13 protein-coding genes and 1 pseudogene are annotated in these 20,252 nt (G+C 55.1%); 13 read left to right on the top strand and 1 reads right to left on the bottom strand.

The window, feature by feature from the left end:
• Positions 1-45: 45 nt before the first annotated feature.
• From ACR0FG_RS17465 to ACR0FG_RS17430, 8 genes are all read left to right on the top strand, one after another.
• Positions 46-1,278 (top strand): carbohydrate ABC transporter permease, encoded by a 1,233-nt coding sequence (locus ACR0FG_RS17465; RefSeq protein WP_480894294.1) that lies wholly within the window; start codon positions 46-48, stop codon positions 1,276-1,278.
• Positions 1,278-2,486 carry a carbohydrate ABC transporter permease gene (locus tag ACR0FG_RS17460; RefSeq protein ID WP_480894292.1) on the top strand — a complete coding sequence of 403 codons (1,209 nt, stop codon included), beginning with the start codon at positions 1,278-1,280 and terminating at the stop codon, positions 2,484-2,486. Before ACR0FG_RS17465 ends, ACR0FG_RS17460 begins: the two co-directional genes overlap by 1 nt.
• A gap of 5 nt (positions 2,487-2,491) precedes the next feature.
• Positions 2,492-3,739, top strand: a complete 1,248-nt coding sequence (locus ACR0FG_RS17455) for an MGH1-like glycoside hydrolase domain-containing protein (RefSeq protein ID WP_480894290.1) — start codon at positions 2,492-2,494, stop codon at positions 3,737-3,739.
• Positions 3,739-4,794: an ABC transporter ATP-binding protein gene (locus ACR0FG_RS17450; protein WP_480894288.1), complete on the top strand. Its 1,056-nt coding sequence runs from the start codon at positions 3,739-3,741 to the stop codon at positions 4,792-4,794. Before ACR0FG_RS17455 ends, ACR0FG_RS17450 begins: the two co-directional genes overlap by 1 nt.
• 1,137 nt (positions 4,795-5,931) lie before the next feature.
• Entirely contained in the window at positions 5,932-7,344 is a 1,413-nt protein-coding gene (locus ACR0FG_RS17445; RefSeq protein WP_480894286.1) for a cytochrome P450, read from the top strand.
• Positions 7,345-7,355: 11 nt separating this feature from the next.
• Positions 7,356-9,695 carry a hypothetical protein gene (locus ACR0FG_RS17440; RefSeq protein ID WP_480894284.1) on the top strand — a complete coding sequence of 780 codons (2,340 nt, stop codon included), beginning with the start codon at positions 7,356-7,358 and terminating at the stop codon, positions 9,693-9,695.
• 9 nt (positions 9,696-9,704) lie between these two features.
• Complete coding sequence (locus ACR0FG_RS17435; RefSeq protein WP_480894282.1) at positions 9,705-11,162, top strand: Dyp-type peroxidase; 1,458 nt, start codon at positions 9,705-9,707, stop codon at positions 11,160-11,162.
• Between the two features lie 14 nt (positions 11,163-11,176).
• A complete protein-coding gene (locus ACR0FG_RS17430; RefSeq protein WP_480894281.1) occupies positions 11,177-12,751 on the top strand; it encodes a GMC family oxidoreductase in 1,575 nt (524 codons plus the stop codon).
• Here ACR0FG_RS17430 and ACR0FG_RS17425 read toward each other — a convergent pair.
• Positions 12,748-15,744, bottom strand: coding sequence for an ATP-binding protein (locus ACR0FG_RS17425; RefSeq protein ID WP_480894279.1), 2,997 nt, complete (start codon positions 15,742-15,744; stop codon positions 12,748-12,750). The two genes, ACR0FG_RS17430 and ACR0FG_RS17425, sit on opposite strands and share 4 nt — an antisense overlap.
• Before the next feature lie 460 nt (positions 15,745-16,204).
• Between ACR0FG_RS17425 and ACR0FG_RS17420 the strand changes: the two are divergent.
• From ACR0FG_RS17420 to ACR0FG_RS17400, 5 genes and pseudogenes are all read left to right on the top strand, one after another.
• A pseudogene (locus tag ACR0FG_RS17420) lies at positions 16,205-17,115 on the top strand (IS3 family transposase); the annotation flags it as partial.
• Between the two features lie 534 nt (positions 17,116-17,649).
• Complete coding sequence (locus tag ACR0FG_RS17415) at positions 17,650-18,306, top strand: GntR family transcriptional regulator (RefSeq protein WP_480894277.1); 657 nt, start codon at positions 17,650-17,652, stop codon at positions 18,304-18,306.
• Positions 18,307-18,667: 361 nt separating this feature from the next.
• Positions 18,668-19,669, top strand: coding sequence for a Bug family tripartite tricarboxylate transporter substrate binding protein (locus tag ACR0FG_RS17410; RefSeq protein WP_480894275.1), 1,002 nt, complete (start codon positions 18,668-18,670; stop codon positions 19,667-19,669).
• A 58-nt stretch (positions 19,670-19,727) separates the two neighbouring features.
• The gene (locus ACR0FG_RS17405; protein WP_480894273.1) at positions 19,728-20,054 is read left to right on the top strand and encodes a hypothetical protein; all 327 of its coding nucleotides are present in this window, start codon (positions 19,728-19,730) and stop codon (positions 20,052-20,054) included.
• Positions 20,055-20,066: 12 nt separating this feature from the next.
• Positions 20,067-20,252 (top strand): hypothetical protein, encoded by a 186-nt coding sequence (locus tag ACR0FG_RS17400; RefSeq protein ID WP_480894271.1) that lies wholly within the window; start codon positions 20,067-20,069, stop codon positions 20,250-20,252.

Here is a 20,252-nt window from a genome sequence, read left to right as displayed (position 1 = left end):
TGCAGCGGCGGTTGCGCCGCTGCGCTCAACCCTTCGAGGTATCCCATGACTTCGGCCACCCCACCGACCGGAACCGGGGCTCTTGCCAAACGCGAGGCGCGTCTGGCCTGGGCGTTGCTGTCTCCGACCGTTATCAGTGTCTCGCTTGTGGTGATCCTGCCTTTGCTGGCGATCTTCTGGATCAGTTTCAAGCCGTTCACCCTGTCCGATCTGCGCCCGCCCGCGCCCGTGGTGCGCGAAAGCCTGCGGGGCTCGGGCGATGATCTGCGCATCGAATACCGCTTGCGCAATTCCAGTCAGGAGATCGCCGTCGAAGGCGTGACTCTGACCGACGTTATGCCCGATGGCGTCACCCCCGGAGAGGTCGCCGCGCCGTGTATTCTGGATGGGCCAAACCTGTTTTGCGATTTCGGCACACTGGAAGGCGGCCAGCGCGAGCGTATCCGCATCCCTGTGACCGTGGACGGGGACCCCGACGCGTTCGAGGATCTGATCGAAGCCTCAGAACCCGGTGTCACCGGAAGCGGGCCGAACATTCTGACGAATTTCGAATTCAGCCTTGAAAACTATGCCCGCGTTTTTGACGGGGATGAGTTCTGGGGCGTGCTTTGGGTGACGCTGTTCTACACCGTCTTTGGCACCATCGGGGCATTGGTAATGGGGCTTTTTGCGGCTTTGTTGCTGAACAAAAGCTTCAAGGGGCAAGGGATCATACGGGGTCTGTACCTGTTCCCATACGTGGCCCCGGTCATTGCTGTGGCCTTCACTTGGGTGACCCTGTTCGATCCGTTTTCGGGCTCGGCCAATGCCTTGTTGGTGCAAATGGGCCTGAGCAGCGAACCAATCAATTTCTTCGGCGAACGTCCATTGGCGCTGATCATGGTGACAGTATTCGAGATCTGGCGCTATTTCCCGCTGTCCTTCCTGTTCATTCTGGCGCGGATGCAGTCCATCGATAGCAGCATGTATGAGGCAGCGGATATGGACGGGGCCTCGCCCTTCCAGAAATTCTGGCTGCTGAGCATCCCGCAGCTTCTGGGCATCCTGTCGGTGCTGTTCCTGCTGCGCTTTATCTGGACGTTCAACAAGTTCGACGACATCTTCCTGCTGACCGGCGGCAATGCGGGCACCCGTACGCTGACCGTGAATGTCTATGAACAGGCCTTTGCGATTTCCAACATCGGCGCGGGTGCGGCCGTCGCCGTGGTCATCCTGATGTGCCTGATTGCTTTCAGCTTTGTCTTCTTCCGCTTCATCAGCCGAGAGGAGGGTTTGTGATGCGCAAAGGGTATGTCACTGCCCCGGTTCTGGGCGCGCTCTGGCTTGTGGTGATCGCCACATCGGTGGCCATCACCATGTCATTCTCGACCGGTGCAGCGTTCCGTCCGCAGGTCCTGCTCTGCCTGATCTGGGGGGCTGTGGCCGGGCTGGTCTATGTCCGCTTCCCGGCGCAGCGCGCTCCGGCCCGTTTGGGGATTTCCGCGCTGTTGGGCCTGTCCTGCCTGACCGGGTTCGGGCCCGTTCTGATCGGCTCGGACACATCACTGCAGGCGGTATTGGTCACTGTGGTCGCGATGGCGGTTGTCATGCACCTGTCTATGGCGGCAATCCTGAAGGAAACACCGTTCGCAGAGTTGACCCGCCACGAATATGAAGAGGCTGTGATCCGGTTCTGCACCGGCTTCGGCTATATTTTCTTTACCGCGATTGTGGTCATCCCGTTCTATGTGATGGTGATGACCAGCCTGAAATCGCAGCAGGCCTTGTTGCAAAACCCGTTGGATTTCTCGGTCGATCTGTCCCAGGGCACGGCCCTGTTCCGCAGCTATACCGAGCTGTTCCGCGATTTCAATTTCGGCACCTATCTGTGGACCTCGCTTTATGTCTCGGTCCTGACGGTGTTCATCACGCTGCTGTTTAGCGTCCCCGGAGCCTATGCCGTGGCGCGGTTCCGGTTCAAAGGGCAAAAGGCATTCTCACGCTCGATCCTGCTGATCTACATGGTGCCGATGATCGTTCTAGCGCTGCCGATCTATATTGCCTTCTCGCTGACGGGGTTGCGCAACTCGATCCTTGGCATCGTTATGATCTATCCTGTCACAACGATCCCGGTCGCGCTCTATATGCTGCAAGGCTATTTCCGCGGTCTGCCGACCGAGGTGGAAGAAGCCGGTCTGATGGATGGCCTGTCGCGGTTGGCGGTGATCTGGAAGATCACCCTGCCGCTCAGCCTGCCGGCACTGGCGTCGGTGTCGCTCTATGTCTTCATGATTGCGTGGAACGAGTTCCTGCTGGCCTTCATGCTGCTGGACGATCCGTCGAAATTCACACTGACCCGAGGTGTCACAATGCTGAACTCCTCGGAAATTCCCCGACAGCACCTGATGGCCGGTGCGGTGATTGCCACTGTTCCGATTATGGCGCTGTTCCTGGGGCTTGAACGTTTCATGACCAAGGGCCTCACTGCGGGGTCTGTCAAAGGATGATTGAGATGAACCAACATACGAACCCGGACCGTGAGGCGCGCAATATCCTGATTGCCAATGATCGCGGCGGCTATACCATCCCGACCGAGGGGCTGTACCCATACCAGTGGAACTGGGACAGCGCGATTGCGGCACTTGGCTTTGCCCAATTCGACCTTGGCCGCGCTTGGACTGAGATCGAGACGCTGTTCACCGGGCAATGGGAAGACGGCATGGTTCCGCACATCCTGTTCCACCAGCAGGATGACGGGTATTTCCCCGGCCCCGATGTTTGGGGGTGCAATGGCCCGATCCCGTCTTCGGGCATTATCCAACCCCCCATTGCTGCGACCATGGTACGCAAAATCTGGGAACAGGATCCCGCGTTTGGGGATGCTCGCATGAAAGAGCTGTTCCCTAAAATGCTGGCGTGGCATCGCTGGATCATGAAATGGCGCCTTGATGAATTTGGTGCCGTGTGCACGACCCATCCGTGGGAGGCAGGTCGCGACAACGCCCCTGATTGGGACAGCTCGATGGCGCGCATGGATGCATCGGATGTTGGAGAATACCAGCGCCGCGACACCAGCCACGTAAACAGCGACGACCGGCCTACAAAGTTCGACTACGACCGGTACATCAAGCTGGTTCAGATCGGCAGAGAGGCGGGATGGGACCAGCAAGCCCTGTTAACCCTGAACCCGTTCCGCGTCGCCGATCCCACTATGACGTTCACCACGCTTCGCGCTGCACGGGACTTGCTGATGATCAGCGAGAAGCTCGGGCTGGAGGCCGAGGGCCTGAGTGAGGATATTGAAAAGCTGGAAATCGGCGCGCGCTCGCTTTGGAACGATAGCCTAGGGAGTTTCGATTCACGGGACGCGCATACCGGAGAGATGGCCGGAAGTATTTCCAACGCGTCATACTTGTGTTGGTACGCTGGCATCGAGTCTGACCGGATGCTTATGAGGTTGAAATCAATACTGGAAACGGTGCCTTTTCCCGTTCCAAGCTATGATCCTGATATGCAAAAGTTCGACGCGCGCCGGTACTGGCGAGGTCCGACCTGGGCCTTCATGAACATGATGATCGGATTTGGTCTGGAGGATATGGGACATGCACAACAGGCAGAGCGCCTGCGCCAGAAAACCGCCGATTTGATATCGGGCTATGGGTTCGCGGAATACTTCGATCCAAAGATCGGCAGCCCTGCGGGTGGCCAGGCATTCACCTGGACAGCCGCTGTATGGCTTCACTGGGCAGGGAGGGCCTGATGGGTAGCATCGAACTAAAATCAGTCGAAAAATGGTTCGGCACGGCGCAGGTCATCAAGGGTGTGGATCTCAAGATCGCGGAAGGTGAATTCATTGTTTTCGTCGGCCCGTCCGGTTGCGGAAAATCCACGCTGCTGCGCATGATCGGCGGGCTTGAAGACATCTCGCGCGGTTCTCTGTTGATCAATGACAGCGACGTCACGGATCACCCGCCTTCAAAACGCGGACTGACGATGGTGTTCCAATCCTATGCGCTGTACCCCCACCTGACGGTTGCCGAGAACATGGGGTTCTCTCTGAAAGTTGCCGGGGTACCTAAGGCCGAGATAGCCGAACAGGTCAACCGGGCCGCCGAAGTTCTCAAGCTGGGGCCGTTCCTCGAACGCCGGCCCAAGGATCTGTCCGGTGGTCAGCGTCAGCGCGTCGCCATTGGCCGCTCAATCGTGCGAGATCCAACGGCGTTTCTGTTCGACGAGCCGCTCTCAAACCTCGACGCAGCGCTTCGGGTCGAAATGCGGTACGAAATCGCGAAACTCCACCAAAACCTGAAGCGCACAATGATCTATGTGACGCACGATCAGGTTGAGGCAATGACACTCGCCGATCGCATTGTTGTTCTCGAGTACGGCAAAATCGCTCAGGTCGGGACACCTCGAGAGCTGTATGAACATCCAGCCAACCTGTTTGTCGCGCAGTTCATCGGCAGCCCGAAGATGAATGTACTTCCGTGTTCCACCGAAGGGGACAGATATGCTCTGGAATACGGCAGAAGCGGTGAATTTGCTCTGCCAGGTGTTGCCGTGAAGCTGGGTGTTCGTCCTGAGCACATCGAGGTGGTTGCCGCGGGCGAGGGTCAGAGTGATGGGGTCATCGAGGTAATCGAATACCTGGGCGCAGACACTTTCCTGATTGTTGATTGCGGTGCGGAAGAAAAGGTAACTGTCCGACTTAACGGTGATACGGACCTTAAGCCGGGGGCGACGATTGGTCTGCGTTTCCCGACCGACAAGATACACTTTTTTGATGAAAACGGGCAGGCTCTGGGGCTTGGATAGCAAATCCATCGATCAGACACATCGGACAGACAAATGAGCTAAATAGGCTGCTACAAAGGTGAACTTGTTGGTCTGTTTGGTGATTTACCAGTCTATCGGCAGCTTGAGGAAACACCTGGTTCGCTTGATAAAACAATGCCGCTTTGCATCCAAGGTCGGCAGCAAGCCCAAAGTGCTTGATGCTGCTGTGGAACGACACACATTTTTGGCTCAACCGACGGTCAAAACCTCAACAAATCGGTCAATCACGTCATTCATTTCTGACCCAGACGTCAAGCAATTCTGACCCAGAACGACCGGCAGCTATTCATCAACATCAGGGCAAGGGTCTTATCGGAATTGTACCGATTTGTGCCCGCGCCAAAGCAAAATTGCAGTGAACTTTGAAATTATAAAAAGTTCGTATAGTATATTAATATTAGGTAAGTGCGCTTGAACTTGGCGGAGGCACCTAATCACTTGGCTAGGAATTTGATCAGGAACCCATTCGAAGAATATTTAATCTCTTGATGATCAAAGGCATAAAATTGGGAAGGGGGGAGAATTTTATTGAAAACAACCTCAATCGGAAATCAGAAATCTCTCTGTGACTACGACTTCAGATCTCGGGAATGATCCATTCTGCTGACAGATATCGTCAATGGAATCTTCGGCGATATGCACAAAATAGATGACCTGCCATGTTCCACGTTGGTCATTTAGTCAGCATTCTGAGATATGAAACTATTGAAGAACCGCTGACTCAGATGGATGTGAATTCGGTTGAGAAACGGACTGACAAACATCCACTGTGCAGTACGCCTTGAGAGGTGATTGAGTACTTCTTTTTCAGCATGCGCCGTTTGGGGGTATCTTGGCCTGAAAGAGACGAAACGGACAACAACCGAAGGCTGTCGCAGTGAACAGCGCCCGGTTTCCTCATTCAGAGCTTGTGCGATGTTCGGGTAATCCGCAAAGCAATCCCATTCGAAAATACTCCAGCTAATATCAGGGGAATTGAACTGGGATCCCAAGGTTCAGAAAGCTTGAATCATTACCGTATTACAATCTTTCGTACGCAATTAAATAGGTAAGAAGCTCGCACCAATACGCAGGAGATACCGACGGTACAAACTTCTTAATCAAAGAGTATAATAAATGCCATCGAATAATTTCACTAATCAAAACAAGAGCCGCGAACCCAATTTCGGGTCGCCATCAGTGTTGACCAAACTCACTGCAAGAACAAAGTCGGTTACTGCAGGCCTTAAACATTCGATTTCAGCGTACCTGCTTAACAATCCCTGGGCGGCGCGAGCTGTTTTCGCCATTGCGCGACGAATTCGGCCTATTTTTTGCTTTGGTACGACATTCGTTGCGGTTCGAAACCGTGATGTTCAAGATCTGTTGCACCGAGACGAGGACCTGCTGGTCGGAAATTTCATGAACCCGCGTATGGTGTGCGGTCCCTTCATTTTGGGCATTGACTGGCGAGAACAACATTCGTCAGAACGCATCGCCCTTGAAAACGCACGTAATCAGAGTGTCGACCAACGGATGATCCGCGACTATGCCGTCATTTCTGCGCAGCGTCTGATCAATGATGCCGCAAATGGCGCAGTACATGGTCGGGCACATCTCGACATCGCGCGAGGATTTTCCGAAATCGTGGCGATTGAGGTTCTCACTCGCTATCTGGGGCTAAAAATTCCAACTGATGCGAAAGCGCGTGGTGAGCTGCGGAACATCTCTACAGCGATCCTGGATCTTCCGCCCAAAGGATCGGTACAGGCGGACGGGCTATTTCGCTCGGCAACAACAATATCGGAACAGGTTGAGGTCGAAATCAAGCGGATTTTCAGCGTGGTTAACCTGAAAGGTTCGGTACAGGGCGGAACGAGCAACGACTTCATAAGTCGGCTGGCGCAGGGTTCGCTAGCGACATCACGCGCTGGAGAGGAATGTGCCCGCCGGTCTATTTTGGGATTGTTGTCTGCTGGTGTCGCAACTGTTGCACGCGCAACGACCCACGCGTTTGATCAATTGCTCGCCCGCCCGCGCGAATTCGCTCTTGCACAAGAAACCGCACGGGCACTTTCGGCACGCATGCAAAAGGTTCCCAATCGCAGCGCACAGGATATGGATACCGAGGTGATTCAATTAAGGAACGCGCTATCCGGCTATATCAACGAGGCACTGCGATTTCGCCCCACTTTTCCCTTTCTCGTTCGCTTTGCCCCCCGGCGCACCATAATTGGAACCCAAGAACAGGACAGGCGCCGCGTTAAGGGTGGAAGCACTGTGATTGCAGCGCCTCTGGCGGCGATGTTCGATCCTACTGTTGTCAAATGCCCGGCGGAGTTTCGCGCCGATCGAGGCCCGACCAAGTATCTGCACTTCGGGACCGGACGGCACGCGTGCTTTGGGCGCTACATCGCCGAAACCGAAATCTTCGAGATGATCAGGGAACTTCTCTTGCTCAAGGATTTGAGACGAGAGTCGCGGCTGCGTCACGAAGGGCCAACAGTAAAAGAGCTCAAGGTATCGTTCGGTGCCAAGAGCGTCAGTTAGAGTATCGTCCCATGTCTCTGCAACGACTGTGCTTCATTGGAACGATCCGGGCTGAGTGTGAGGGTGAGCTGCGAAAGGCTCTTTCAGAATACAACCCGGGCATCGTGACCGAAGCGTCAGGGATGCAACCAAACGCAAAGAGGAGCAGTTATCAGGGGGGTGCGACCGGTATGTCGGGCCCGCGTTCAATCCGCGCAAAGTGCAACCCGGACTTTGATTTCTCGGCAATGCCCAACTTGCACATGGCAAGTTTCCTGATCATCCCCGGAGAAGGTGATAGCGCACCAGCACTCTGTTTCGAAGCTACATTCGACGGAGAACGCATGCGCTTTGTGCAAGCTTTGGTGCAAGCCTGCAGTGACGGTGTCGGCCGCACATTCGGAGCATGTATTGGTTGCCCGGATCCGAACGAGGCGGCAGCCGAGATTATCGTGCGTTACATTCTCGACCGTCATGTGGATGCAAACCTCTCGTTTTCCGGTGCGCCTGGGCGACCAGTGTCGCGCATTCTTGGCGAGCAAGATCTGCGGGATGCAGCTGTCGACTACGTCAAGACTTATCGCTCTCCCATGGTTGCAGCGCCATCAAGCTATGAGGCGATACTCGAAGACATTCTGGCAAATGTTGTCCGTCGAGGCACCGGAGGCGGTATCCACACTGACCTTCGTTGGGCGGAAGAGGTGCCCGCAACCGCTTTTCGGGTCAAACATGGCAGGTTGGCCCTCTTCGCCGCCGCAGCGGCAGCTGTTGTGTTCCTTGCGCTGATCCTCAAGTGGGCACTTGATTTGTTCGGAATTTTGTCAAGCGAAACGCTAATTCAACGCGCGCAAGATTGGCCGTCTGTTGTCAAAGCCAGCGTAGGTGTGTTTAAAACCCAACTGGACTGGATACACGGGGCGTTCGACGGTACCGGCCTTCTTATTGCTGCGGTTGTATTCGGCACGTCTGGTTTCCTGCTCGACCGCATGGGAACCGCGCGGCCAACTGGCGGTGTGATGAAGTCACCTGTCCTACAGGCCAAATTGCTCTTCTACGGCCTTCTCTTCTTTGTCTTCTTCGGCTTTTCGACTTCTTGGGCGACCCATGCCTCGATCCAGTTGGGAGATTTCGCACCGCTCGGCCTGATTGCAACGCTGGCGGTCTGGCTCATTGCGCGGTGGATAGGATTTACGGTCGAAATCGTATTTCCTGATCCGCGAAGCCGGGACTACTATCCTGAGATATTGCTTATGGTCACTCGCTTCGTCGCTCGCGCAGCCTCGGTTTCACTTATCGTGTTAATAATCGACTATGTGCTTCGTATCGGTGCCCAAGACGTCTACAATCTAAGGTACCTTGGAAAATGGATCGTTGGAGATAGTACAGCCTATCCAATTAGCGTCGGAGCGCTCGCCCTCCTGGCGGCTGTCGCGTCCTATTTCTGGCTGGGCTATCTGCGTTCAACGCTATTGTTGCCGCTTGAGACGCAGTTCTTGTTGCCGGCTGAAAAAGTGTTGTTGAGTCTGAAACTGCATTTTATCAAGGTTCTCCGCATTTTGGTGATGACGTTCGTCGGCCTTCACCTTGCGTTTCTGATCCTGCCCTTAACCTGGACCGACGCGCCTTTATCCGCGAACCTGTTGCTGTCGCATGTTATCCCGTTCGGGATCTACATCCTTTTTGCGATTGCTCTTCTGTTTTTGATCCTTCTTCTGATCATAGTCTGGATGAGGTTTTGCGAGACTTCCGATCTCCGTCGATATGATCATCCAAAGCGCTTGCTTTTGCGTCCGAAAAAGCTGGCTCGGGCAACCGCACGTGAAGAACACGGAGTAAATCTGCTCCAAAACCATTTGGCGAGTGTGACCCACGTGAAACCCGGAGTGCTCAGACAATACTTCCTGCGATTTACATTATTTGTCATCAATCTGCTTTCTCACTACGTGTTCACACGCGGTACGTTAGGTGGAATTCCAACCATTCTGCATGCTCAATGGACGCTGATCAACGAAGGACGGCGGCTGCTCTTCCTCGTAAGCTATTGTGGCTCGTGGGAGAGCTATCTTAATGAATTCATTGATCTTGGGGCGGTTTGGGGCGTTAATTCCATTTGGACGCATACACATCTTCGCCCAGAGTCCAGTTCACAGGTAATCGGATTTTCTCCAACACGGGGTATCCTTTTTGGTGGGGCGCAGGATGCCCGGCCCTTCAAAGCTTATGTTCGCACAAGTCAGATCGAGACACTGGTGTGGTACAGCGCCTACCCCGGTATCAGCACTACCAACATCAATAACAACAGCCGTTTCCGCGAGGGGTTGCTCAAACCTCAAAGAACCGAAACGGCAAGCACTCTGCTTAGGAATATCTGAGGGTTAACAATGGCGGTTCAAACGGTCGAATGGGAAGACGTCCAGTGCCTTTTGTTGAGCGGATTGGCCCATCACAAGCAGTCCAGGAATCTTCTCTTGCGGGTCAAGAACAGATCCGAAGCCAAGTCATGGCTGCGGGCTTTACTAGCAAGAGGCGTCGTGCGCTCGGCGCATCAGGTCAATAGTCATAATGTAGATGCGAGCGATCTGCCCGATCATATTGTAAGCATTGCCATGACGTTCTCAGGGCTTCGGGCGTTGGGGATCGAAGAGGATACTTTGGAAACCTTTCCGCCAGAGTTTCAGGAAGGGATGACCGGAACGGATCGGCGGCGGCACATGCTTGGTGATGTTGACGCAAGCGCGCCAAGCAAATGGGCATGGGGCTGGCGCGCACTCGAACCACATGTATTGATCCAGGTGTTTGCGCGTTCAAAGGATCATCTCGATCCAGTAAAGCTTGGGCGCGCGATAGGTACTCCAACGGGGTTCGTTACCGTTGATGGCGACGAAATCAGCCCCAAAGGTACGACTGGGCTGCTGACCTACGTGCCGGAAGACCGGCGTGAGCATTTCGGATTCGTAGATGGTATCTCGCAACCGCTGATCGAAGGAACACCAAGTGCCGAATGCAGGAGATACGGCCCAAACGAAATCTCGATCATCAAGGCTGGGGAACTCATCCTTGGATATAGCAATGAACGTGGGCTGCGGGCACCCAGCCCGAGCGTCGATACAAATGCCAATGGGGCTGAAGTATTGCCTTCCACGCCGGGAAGACGGGATTTGGGGCGAAATGGCAGTTACCTTGTGGTCCGTCAGATCGCACAGGATATCGACGCGTTCCACAAGTCGGTAGCCGCCATAGCGCCCTCTAAGAACGCGCAAGAACTTGCCGCTGCCAGACTCATGGGCAGATGGCCCAGCGGTGCTCCGCTCGTTCGCCATCCCCACACTGATCCGCTTGCTTCTGGCGATGAGTGGTCGCGGGAAAACGATTTCCTGTATGACCGAGAGGATCCCGAGGGTATTCGCTGCCCAATAGGTGCCCACATCCGGAGGTCCAACCCAAGAGACTCCTTGCTCCCGGACCCGGAAACCGCGCTTCGGCTGTCCAAGCGGCGACGGATATTGCGACGCGGGCGGCTGTATGACCCTGGGGCCTGTGTCAGTACCGCACACAAGGAAGAACTCGGTGGGATATTCTTTATGTGCTGTAATGCTGACATCGCGGATCAGTTCGAACTCATTCAGCATTCCTGGATCAATAATCCGCATTTCTCGACGCTGTATGACGAAAGCGACCCAATAGCGGCCTCACATAAGCCACGCGGAGATCGATTTACCATCCAGGGCAGCCCGACCAACATCCAGACACCGGATTTAGATGCGTTCACAACCGTCAGAGGCGGAGCCTACTTCTTCCTTCCGGGGCTCCGTGCTCTTAATTATCTATCACATGCGTAACGATGTTGAGTGCCATGACCAAGAACGAGATCGAATTTGACTATATTGTAATAGGCGCTGGCACCGCTGGCAGCTGCTTGGCGGCTCGGTTGTCCGAGGATCCGGATGTCAGCGTTTTGCTTGTTGAGTATGGGGTTGAAGACAACCCTGCATTGACTGGTAACTCTGACGTCACGAACGTCTACAGCCTTTGGTCCAACCCCGGTCTATCGACAAATTACCCGATGATCAAACGAAACCAAACTCTGAATCGGTGGCGGATGCTGACACGTGGTACCATGATCGGAGGTTGCAGTTCAGTGAACGCAATGATCCACATCCGAGGAAGCGTGCAGGACTATGACGCCTGGGGCGCCGACAACGCGGGGTGGGACTACGATGCTGTCTTGCCCTATTTCATGAAAAGCGAGGATTATCTCGGAACCGATGCCGCGCATCGTGGTAAAGGAGGTCCGATTGTCGTGCGGGATCTCCCGCGCCGCTCGTCGGCTGCATCGGACTTCATTGCGTCGGCAGCGAAAGTGGGCTTCAAGGCCTCGGACGACGCCGATCTAAACGGGCGGTCGTTATCGGATGTCGGCGGCTATTACCAATTCGCGATCGACGGCCGCGAGCGACGCTCCAGCTCTGCCACGGGCTATCTGGCAGCCATCAGAGATCGGCCTAATTTGACCGTCAAACCGTTGACCCAGGCGCTCTTCCTCGATGTAAGCAAGAAAAATGGCGGCCGTGCTCAGGTTTCGGGGGTTCAGTGCCTCGACCGAAGAAGCGGATTTTCTCAGGTGTACAAAGCGCACGAAACGATCGTGCTGTGCAGTGGCACCATCGGATCACCGCATCTGATGCTCGTATCAGGGATCGGTCTTCCTGAGGATTTAGACGGAGTGGGCCTTCCATCGGTCCATCCTTTGCCGGTCGGGCACAATTTGCGGGATCATATGATTCTGTTAACCCGCTTCGAAGCCAAGAATGACCTTCCTCAGCCTATGTTCTTTTCTGAAGCAGGTCTGTTTGCCGAACTCGATGCCAACGCCGGGGTCAAACCAGGTGGAAGGCCGAATATTCAGTACTTTGCACATTCCGGGATTCAGATAACGCGGCCTCCGTGGTTCCCGGAAAAATTCCTTATTATCGCACCAGCATTAACGCGACCAAATAGCCAAGGGAAGCTGTCGCTTCTCAGCAGCGACCCACGAATTTTTCCAAAGATCGATCCCAACTATCTGTCCGCTGGCAGCGGCGACCTTGAAACCTTGTTGGCGGCAATCGAACTCACGCGCGAATTGTCGGACAACCACGCGGGGATCCTGCCTGGTGGCAGCACGAACTTGCCCGGACCGAAGTCGAGCAAAGCCGATAGAGAAACGTTTATTCGGTTCGAAGCGCGCGGCCTTTGGCACCCAACCGGCACCTGCCGGATGGGGCCGGATACGGATTCAGGCGCGGTTGTGGGCGCAGACCTTCGGGTCCACGGGGTTGATGGGCTGATGGTTGCGGATGCCTCGGTTATCCCGGATGCGATCTGCGCCAATACCAACGCCGCAGCCCTGATGATCGCCGAGAAGGCGGCATCGCTCCTTGCGCGTTAGGGAGCGACCTGCGCGTTGACGGTGACGGGAAGCAGATGGAAGCCGATGCGCCTTGCGATTTGCAAAGCATTTTCGCGATAGGAGCGGGCCTGTTCGGCACCGGCCAATCCACGGCGGCTATGCAATTCGCTGAGACTCCAGTTACACAGTGCAGCTTTTGGCCACTCACCCCGGAATGTAACAAGGGCAAGGCAGGATTCGAGCTCGTCTTGCGCTTTCTCCAATCTGTTCGCCACCAACAGGGCCTGCCCTTTGGCAAGCGTCAAATGGGAACGACCAAAATAATCCGCGCCGTCAAATCCGGCATTGATTTCAGGTCGTTCGAAGACATCGATTGCCGAGTCAATCTTTCCGCTGGCAAGATGTATTTCGATCAATCTTGAAGCGGCGAAAGCATACATCTTGTCGATCTGAAATCTTTTTGACAGATCAAATACAAGCTCAATGGCAGAGAGCGCCGCTTTCAGCTCGCCACGCTCGGCATGGATTCTGGCACGTATTACATACGCCATTGTCTGGGTATACGGATGACGGGCTGCGTCGGCACGGGCAGTCGCGTCACTTGCTACAGCCTCAGCGCGATCCACTTGCCCCATCTCAAGAAACGCGCTGGCCAAGAACGCGTTGATCGACACGCTAGGAATGGATGGCCAGCCCGGGTGCTTTTGATCGTACTCTGGTGTGAGCAGGTCAAGGGCGGTGCACAATTCGGTGACGGCCTTGTTGTAGTCGCCGATCTCGTAAGCGATCATTCCCAAGTTGTAGCGCCCGGCGAGCTCAAGGCCAGTATTACATATGCGACGGCTAAGTTCGATTGCACTCCGCGCGTGCTCGAGACCCTTGGTGTGTGCACCAAGACGCCAGTTCGCTGCGGCAAGCTGGCAATTGATTGCGGCGTGGCGATCATCCTCACCATAGTTGACAGCGATGTTTCGGGCCTCTTCAAGCAGTTCCAGTGCCCGGGTCTGACGCCCCAGAGGCGTCAGTGCGCTGCACGCCAATAAACGAAAATCTATTTCCGCGCATGCTTTCTCCCTCGAGGGAGGCATGCGCTCCAAGGCTGCTATTCCACTTTCCAGAGTGGCGATTGCGTCCTGATTGGCCCAACGGCGAACCGAGCGAGCCATAGCAGCAAGATAGAACCGCCCGGCGTTTGCCCAATCTTCGGCTTGGTAGGCATGATCGGCTAGCCGATCCAAATGGGCGTCGAGCTGGGGTTTTCGCAAGGCGAGGATTGCCTCAAATGCGCGGCCGTGAAGCTGCTTTCTCTGTTTGCGCAACATAGTCAAATATGCGACTTCGCGGGTAAGTTCGTGTTCGAATGAGAATTCGGCCCCCGTGGCCCGATCAGGCTGGCGAAGAAAGCGCCCGCCAACAAGTGTCTTCAAAATGCCGTCAAGCGTTTGGGTCTGCGACACGTCAGCCACTGCCTGCAGCACCGCAACGGAAATATCTGCGCCCAAGACGGCCGCAGCCTGCAAGACGGATTTCTCTGTCGTGGACAACCCGTCGATCCGACTGGCCAAAACGTTTTGAATTCTTGGCGGTACTACCGATGCATCGATAAGCCTCGTCAGGCGATACTGGCCATGAGTACCCTCAAGCACACCGCGCTGTGACAACGAGCGTATCAATTCTTCAAGAAAAAGAGGGACGCCGCCCGCCTTGCGATAAAGCTCAGACGTTACTTGCGTAGAACTGGCGTCCTTTCCCAACAACGCAAAAGCCAGAGTGTCAAAGTCTCGGCGTCCAAGGGGGGATAGCTGCAGGTTGATTTGATCTGCATGTTTTTGCCAGTTAATCGCCCTTTCGGGGCGGAGTGTAAGGATAAGTACAACCCTAATTTCCCTCAAGTGCGCAACCAAATTTTCGAGAACGGCCATACTACCAGCGTCCATCCAGTGCACGTCTTCGAAAACCGCAATCAAAGGTTGCCGAGCGGAAGCCGCTACGATCAGCCGCTCGAAGGCCTCGAAAACCTGCCCACGCTGCTGCACCGGATCAAGCGCTCGCCACGAGGAATTTTCGTCATCCTCAGGGTTTAGCAATGAGGCGAGCGCTGGCTGCATCGACTCCAGACCAAGATCAAGAGAAGCGGCAGTTCGCAACATATGTCCAAGCCCGGCCGAACCATCCTCGACCGGGTCCAGGAGGGCCTTGAGAAACTGCGTGATTTGACGGTATGTCGTCCTCTGATCCTGACGATCCGCCGTGACTTCAATCGTTTGGAAACCCGCCGTGTCTGCGGTATCCAGAAAATGCCGGACCATTCTGGATTTTCCGAAGCCCGGACCGGCGGTCACCGTGATGACCTGGCCCTGGCCGCGGCGCGCTCCTGCGACTGCCTCTTGCAGCACGGCAAGCTCTGCCTCGCGGCCCACAAATGTTGCACCAAGCTCTTTCGCCTTAGCAATCGCGCGTGGTGCATCCCTGAGACCGGTTAACTGGCATACCTCGACCGGGTGAATAAAACCCTTGATGTCGCGGTCGCCCAAGCTCACGATTGAGGCTTCACTTTCAACAAGGGCCGGTAGATCTCCACAGGTCAGAATCTCGCCTGCTGCCGCGATCTCTTGCATTCTCCTCGCGAGCACTACCGAAAGTCCGGTTGCATCGTAGTTTCCAAGAACATCAGTCTCAACAAGACGAAGGATCGCGTTGCCCGAGCAGAGCCCCGTACGAACCTGCACCGCCGATCCAAATTCAGATCTCATTTCGGCATGCAGCTCCAAAGCTGCCTTACAAGCGCAAAGCGCATGATCCTCCTGCGCGACCGGTGCACCAAACAGTGCCATGACGCCATCACCTTCAATGTGGTTTACCAAACCACCGTAGTGTCCGATTGCTTTGCGCATCACTGCGATGATGTCGTTGAGTCGATCAACCGCCTCTTCCGGTTCAAGGCTTTCCAGAATGCCGGTTGACTCGACCAGATCGGAAAAAAGGATAGTTATGTGTTTTTGTTCTTCCACAATTGCGGGACCGTCTTGCATCAATAGTCCCGAAAATTTGCGCTGCGCTGTGTTACGCAAGCTAGCGCCACAATTCATGCAATACCTGGCTTCGGCACCGCATATCGCGCCACATCGTTGGCAATGGGTCTCCAATTGCCCTGTAGATTCGTCACTTCTATTTGTCGGCAGCCTACCCATTTTACACATCCGGATTCCGAGACTGACTGGTTACAAAACTTCAGTGTCACGCTTACATTATATCAATTAGCGGAAATTGGAAATTTCACATGAGGATTTGACACGGCATTGCTGTACAATTCGGTTGAAGGCTTCTTTTTTGGATTCAGTGTAATGGCCAGCCACCTTCGGCGCTTTGAATGGCGCCGCCACTATATTTACCATCCAGAACTGGCACGTGAGGAAGATGCAGCCAGAAGTGTCTTTGCCCCAAAAACTCCTCCAGTTTTGTGTAGAGTCCGCCCAACTTAAGGACGGACGAATGAAGACGAGATTCATCGACGAACAGATCATTCAGATGATCAAGGAACAGGAAGCTGGCGAGAAGACGGCTGACGTGTGTAGACGCTATGGGATCAGCCAGGGCACCTTCTATAAATACAAAAGCAGATATGGCGGTATGGAACCGTCGGATGCGAAGAAGCTCCGGGCGTTGGAAGCCGAGAACGCCAAGCTGAAGAAGCTGTTGGCCAAACAGATGCTGGACAACGCAATGCTGCGGGATGTGAACTCAAAAAAGTGGTGACGGCGAGACCTTTGTCTGCCATTGGTCCGAGGACACTGGTCGAGCATGCCAAGCGGAAGGCGGTGGTTCATCTGATGGACGTTCATCAGGTGAGCCAGCGTCGGGCGTGTTCTGCGCGGAATGTGGATCGGTCGACGGTGCGCTATCAATCGCGCCGGTCGGATGACACGGACCTGCGCGATGCCATGACGGCGGTCGCCAAGGAACGTCGCCGCTTCGGCTATCGGAGGCTTCATGTGATGGTCGAACGGCAGGGCTGGCAAGCGAACCACAAGAAGTTTCGGCGGATCTACCGCGAAGAGAAGCTGCAAGTGCGCCGTAGAGGCGGCCGGAAGCGTGCCTTGGGGACACGAAGGCCAATGGTCGTTCCGGATGGTCCGGACCAGCGATGGAGCTTGGACTTCGTATCTGACGCTCTAACGGACGGTCGCCGCTTTCGCATCCTGGCCGTGGTGGACGACTTCACCCGCGAGAACCTTGCGCTGGTGGCCGACACGTCGCTGTCAGGCTTGCGGGTCACACGGGAACTGGAACGGCTCATTTCCGAGCGCGGGATGCCTGGAACAATCGTTTCGGACTACGGCACTGAATTCACCAGCATGGCCATACTGCGATGGGTGCAAGAGACTGGGATCGACCGGCACTATTCCACCGACTCTGCAAGCTCCATGAGCGAACCAGTGAGATCATCGTAACCAACCTCAGCTTCTTATGATGGCCACAACTGTTTGGGGCGCAAATTCTTCTGGGTATACTTGCGTTACGTTGCCATATCCCCGAAACCGGAATCGACCGCGGCCGCCTCAGTGCCAGCTTCGAGGCGGCAAAGGACACAGGTCAAGAGACCAAAACATGGACCGCGTCCCAATCAAAAAACGCATGACTGAGGGTGGGTCGGTTCTCGGTGACAAACAGTAGCCCTGTGCCCCAGATTAAGTTGAGGTCTTATCAGCCGTGTAACGTAGGAACTTGCTCATGCTCATTCGACCACCTCCTCCCATGCAGTGCGGGAAATGCCCATAGACCACACAATTATGCAATTTGCCGATAATATAATTCATTTTAGTTCATTTTAAGAATCAAATATCTCAACTTGTCTAATTTCTATATAAGACCAAAGACTTGAGTGCGTCGGCGGATAGTTCGGACAGGCGCAAACCCTGTAATGGAAGGGACCAAACATGACAGATGTAGACTCATTCTCCACCGCGCCTTCGTTGTCCGACGTGGTGTACAAGCATCTTCTGGCATCCATTCGCGACGGAAACTTCCATCCGGGCGAACGCATCAAAGAAGCCACAATCGCCAAGACGCTCAACGTCAGCCGCACGCCGGTGCGCGAGGCGATCCGGCGATTGCAATCGGAAGGCCGCGTGACAATCGAACCGCAACGTGGGGCCGTGGTCTCAGAGTTGAATCGCCAGGAAGTGTCCGAACTCTACGCGGTTCGCAGCAGGCTGGAAGGCATAGCCGCCGGGTTTGCCGCGCGTCATGCATCCGACGCAGAGATTGAAATGATGGAAGAAATTCTGGAACGCAGCAAAGACGCGTTCGACGACAAACGCCTGCTAAACCAGATTAACTGGGAGCTGCACTACGCCATCTACCACGCCGCGCAGAACAGGTTTCTTTTGAAGTCCATCGAAGCGATCTCGGATGCAATGGCACTTCTCAGAGGTGCGCGCCATATCCCGGACGACCGGCCACAACAGCTATACCAAGAGCATAAACGCATCATCGAAGCCATTCGCGCCCGTGACCCGGAAGCGGCAGAGCAGGCTGCAAACGACCACATCAAGAATTCATACAAAATACACTTGAAGATCTTTGCTTTCTGAGCGCGTTTGAGCCGGTTTTCGTGCACCGCGACAGCACATAGAATCAGAGATACTTCTCGCGCAGAGCTTGTTCACCGGCATAGGAATGTCCGGTTTTCCAGCCTTATTGCCCTGACGGCATTGATCACGATTTTGCGAGCGCGAGGAAAATCCGCGGATTAAACCTCAGCCGATGCCTGAAGTTTTTTGTCGTTAATATTCAAGAATCTACCAATTCATCCACATCAAGACGCAGGAATTAACCGGCTCGTACTCGGTTTCACTGCCATGCATTTTGGTGCTCTTAATATTAAAGTGTTTGATATTGTATACATTCCAGATCTTATTTTATTCCCAGACATGACCAATCAGGGAGGTGCTCATGGCTATCGACAATCTCAACAGACGGAAGTTTATGCAGCTGGCAGCCGGCACGGCCGCGGCCGGTGCAGGTATGTCTGCAGGCCCGCTCTGGGCGCAGGACAAGTTTCCCGACAACCCGATCGACATCGTTGTTCCCTTTGGCGTCGGCGGCGGTACCGATATCTGGATGCGCGCCATGGGCATCGCACTCTCCAGCAAGAAAGGTCTGCGTGTGCCAGTGAACGTGCGCAACGTTCCAGGTGCAGGCTCGCTGCGTGGCACAGGTGAAGGGTTCAACGCTGACCCCGATGGCTACACGCTTACCGCATTCAACCCACCGTCTACCCCTTGGGCCTGGTATTTGAACCAGCCGCCGTTTGACATCACCCAATTCAAAGGTGTTTCGGTCTATGTCCGCGAGCCGGGCATCATCGTGGCGCACCCGGATTCAGGCATCGACAGCTTTGAAGGCATGATCGAGGCGTACAACTCGGGCACCAAGCAGATCATGGCATCGCAGCAGAAAGGCACGATCTGGCATATTGCAGCCATGCTCATGCAGCGTCGCTCGAACATCAACTGGTCCCAATACGTTTCCTACAAGGGTACGGGCGACATCATCGCCGCTATCCTGCGTCGGGAAGTGGAAGTTGGGATCGTTACCGCTTCGTCGGCGCAAGACAGCGTCAACGACGGTCGCCTCAAACCCATAGCCATCATCGGTCAGACTGAGCGTCTGGCTTCTTTCCCGGATGTGCCGACCATGAACGAAGCGGGCTTGGATCCTTTGGAAGTGTGCATGTTGCGCCGATCGGTCTACGCTCCTCCGGGCATCGACGAAGCGCGCCGCAAGATCCTGGAAGACGCGGTCATCGCCGCGCAGGACAACACCTTCATGCAGGCGCAGTATCAGTCTCTCAGCCTTGCGCCCGCGCGCGGTGACGGAGCCGAAGCCGAAAAGGCCATCGCGGATTCTATCGCCGTCGCCGAGGAAATCGACCTGAAATCGGTCGCAGGCTAAGACCAAGGTTGGCGCCGCTTGTTCAAGTGGCGCCAACATCCCTAATGGAGGCTATGGGATGAAACTCGTCGGACGAGACTTCTCGCTTGAAGAACTCGCGCTGTGTTTGGCGCTGGTGGTGTTCTTTGGCGGCATCTTTATCGGGGCGTGGCAGTTCAATCCGGACTCGGCGCTGTTCCCGATCATGCTGTCGGTGCCCGCCCTGGTGCTGCTCGCACTTTACATTTTCCAAGGTGCCCTGCCCGAAGGATTGCAGCGCGCCATTTCCAGCAGCGACAGGTTCGCCATTGGGAAGAAACCTGAAGGCACACCCACCGAGGGCGAAAACTCGGAACCGTCCGAAAAGGGCGTATACTTTATTTTCGCCTTTACAGCGGGCTTTTAAATCGCCGCCTGGATGGTCGGCTTTTATCTGGCTGCTGTTTTGGCCATCGCCGCGTACATCTATCAATCGCGCGCCGAAATCGGAGGCATTCCGATCGTCGCCGGTATTCTTGCAGTGATTGCCTTTGGCATGATCTTCACCTTCGACAGTGCCTTCGGGCATCACTACGCCGACGGCGCGTTCCTGTCGCTCCGTTGA

The sequence above is a fragment of the Ruegeria sp. E1 genome, from assembly GCF_056534225.1.
The sequence above is the reverse complement of the archived record's forward strand: the minus strand, read 5'-3'. Positions and strand labels throughout refer to the sequence as shown.

Coding starts and splice junctions, on each gene's coding strand:
- ACR0FG_RS17465 (WP_480894294.1), top strand. CDS start 46: ATGACTTCGGCCACCCCACCGACCGGAACCGGGGCTCTTGCCAAACGC.
- ACR0FG_RS17460 (WP_480894292.1), top strand. CDS start 1,278: ATGCGCAAAGGGTATGTCACTGCCCCGGTTCTGGGCGCGCTCTGGCTT.
- ACR0FG_RS17455 (WP_480894290.1), top strand. CDS start 2,492: ATGAACCAACATACGAACCCGGACCGTGAGGCGCGCAATATCCTGATT.
- ACR0FG_RS17450 (WP_480894288.1), top strand. CDS start 3,739: ATGGGTAGCATCGAACTAAAATCAGTCGAAAAATGGTTCGGCACGGCG.
- ACR0FG_RS17445 (WP_480894286.1), top strand. CDS start 5,932: ATGCCATCGAATAATTTCACTAATCAAAACAAGAGCCGCGAACCCAAT.
- ACR0FG_RS17440 (WP_480894284.1), top strand. CDS start 7,356: ATGTCTCTGCAACGACTGTGCTTCATTGGAACGATCCGGGCTGAGTGT.
- ACR0FG_RS17435 (WP_480894282.1), top strand. CDS start 9,705: ATGGCGGTTCAAACGGTCGAATGGGAAGACGTCCAGTGCCTTTTGTTG.
- ACR0FG_RS17430 (WP_480894281.1), top strand. CDS start 11,177: ATGACCAAGAACGAGATCGAATTTGACTATATTGTAATAGGCGCTGGC.
- ACR0FG_RS17425 (WP_480894279.1), bottom strand. CDS start 15,744: ATGCAAGACGGTCCCGCAATTGTGGAAGAACAAAAACACATAACTATC.
- ACR0FG_RS17415 (WP_480894277.1), top strand. CDS start 17,650: ATGACAGATGTAGACTCATTCTCCACCGCGCCTTCGTTGTCCGACGTG.
- ACR0FG_RS17410 (WP_480894275.1), top strand. CDS start 18,668: ATGGCTATCGACAATCTCAACAGACGGAAGTTTATGCAGCTGGCAGCC.
- ACR0FG_RS17405 (WP_480894273.1), top strand. CDS start 19,728: ATGAAACTCGTCGGACGAGACTTCTCGCTTGAAGAACTCGCGCTGTGT.
- ACR0FG_RS17400 (WP_480894271.1), top strand. CDS start 20,067: ATGGTCGGCTTTTATCTGGCTGCTGTTTTGGCCATCGCCGCGTACATC.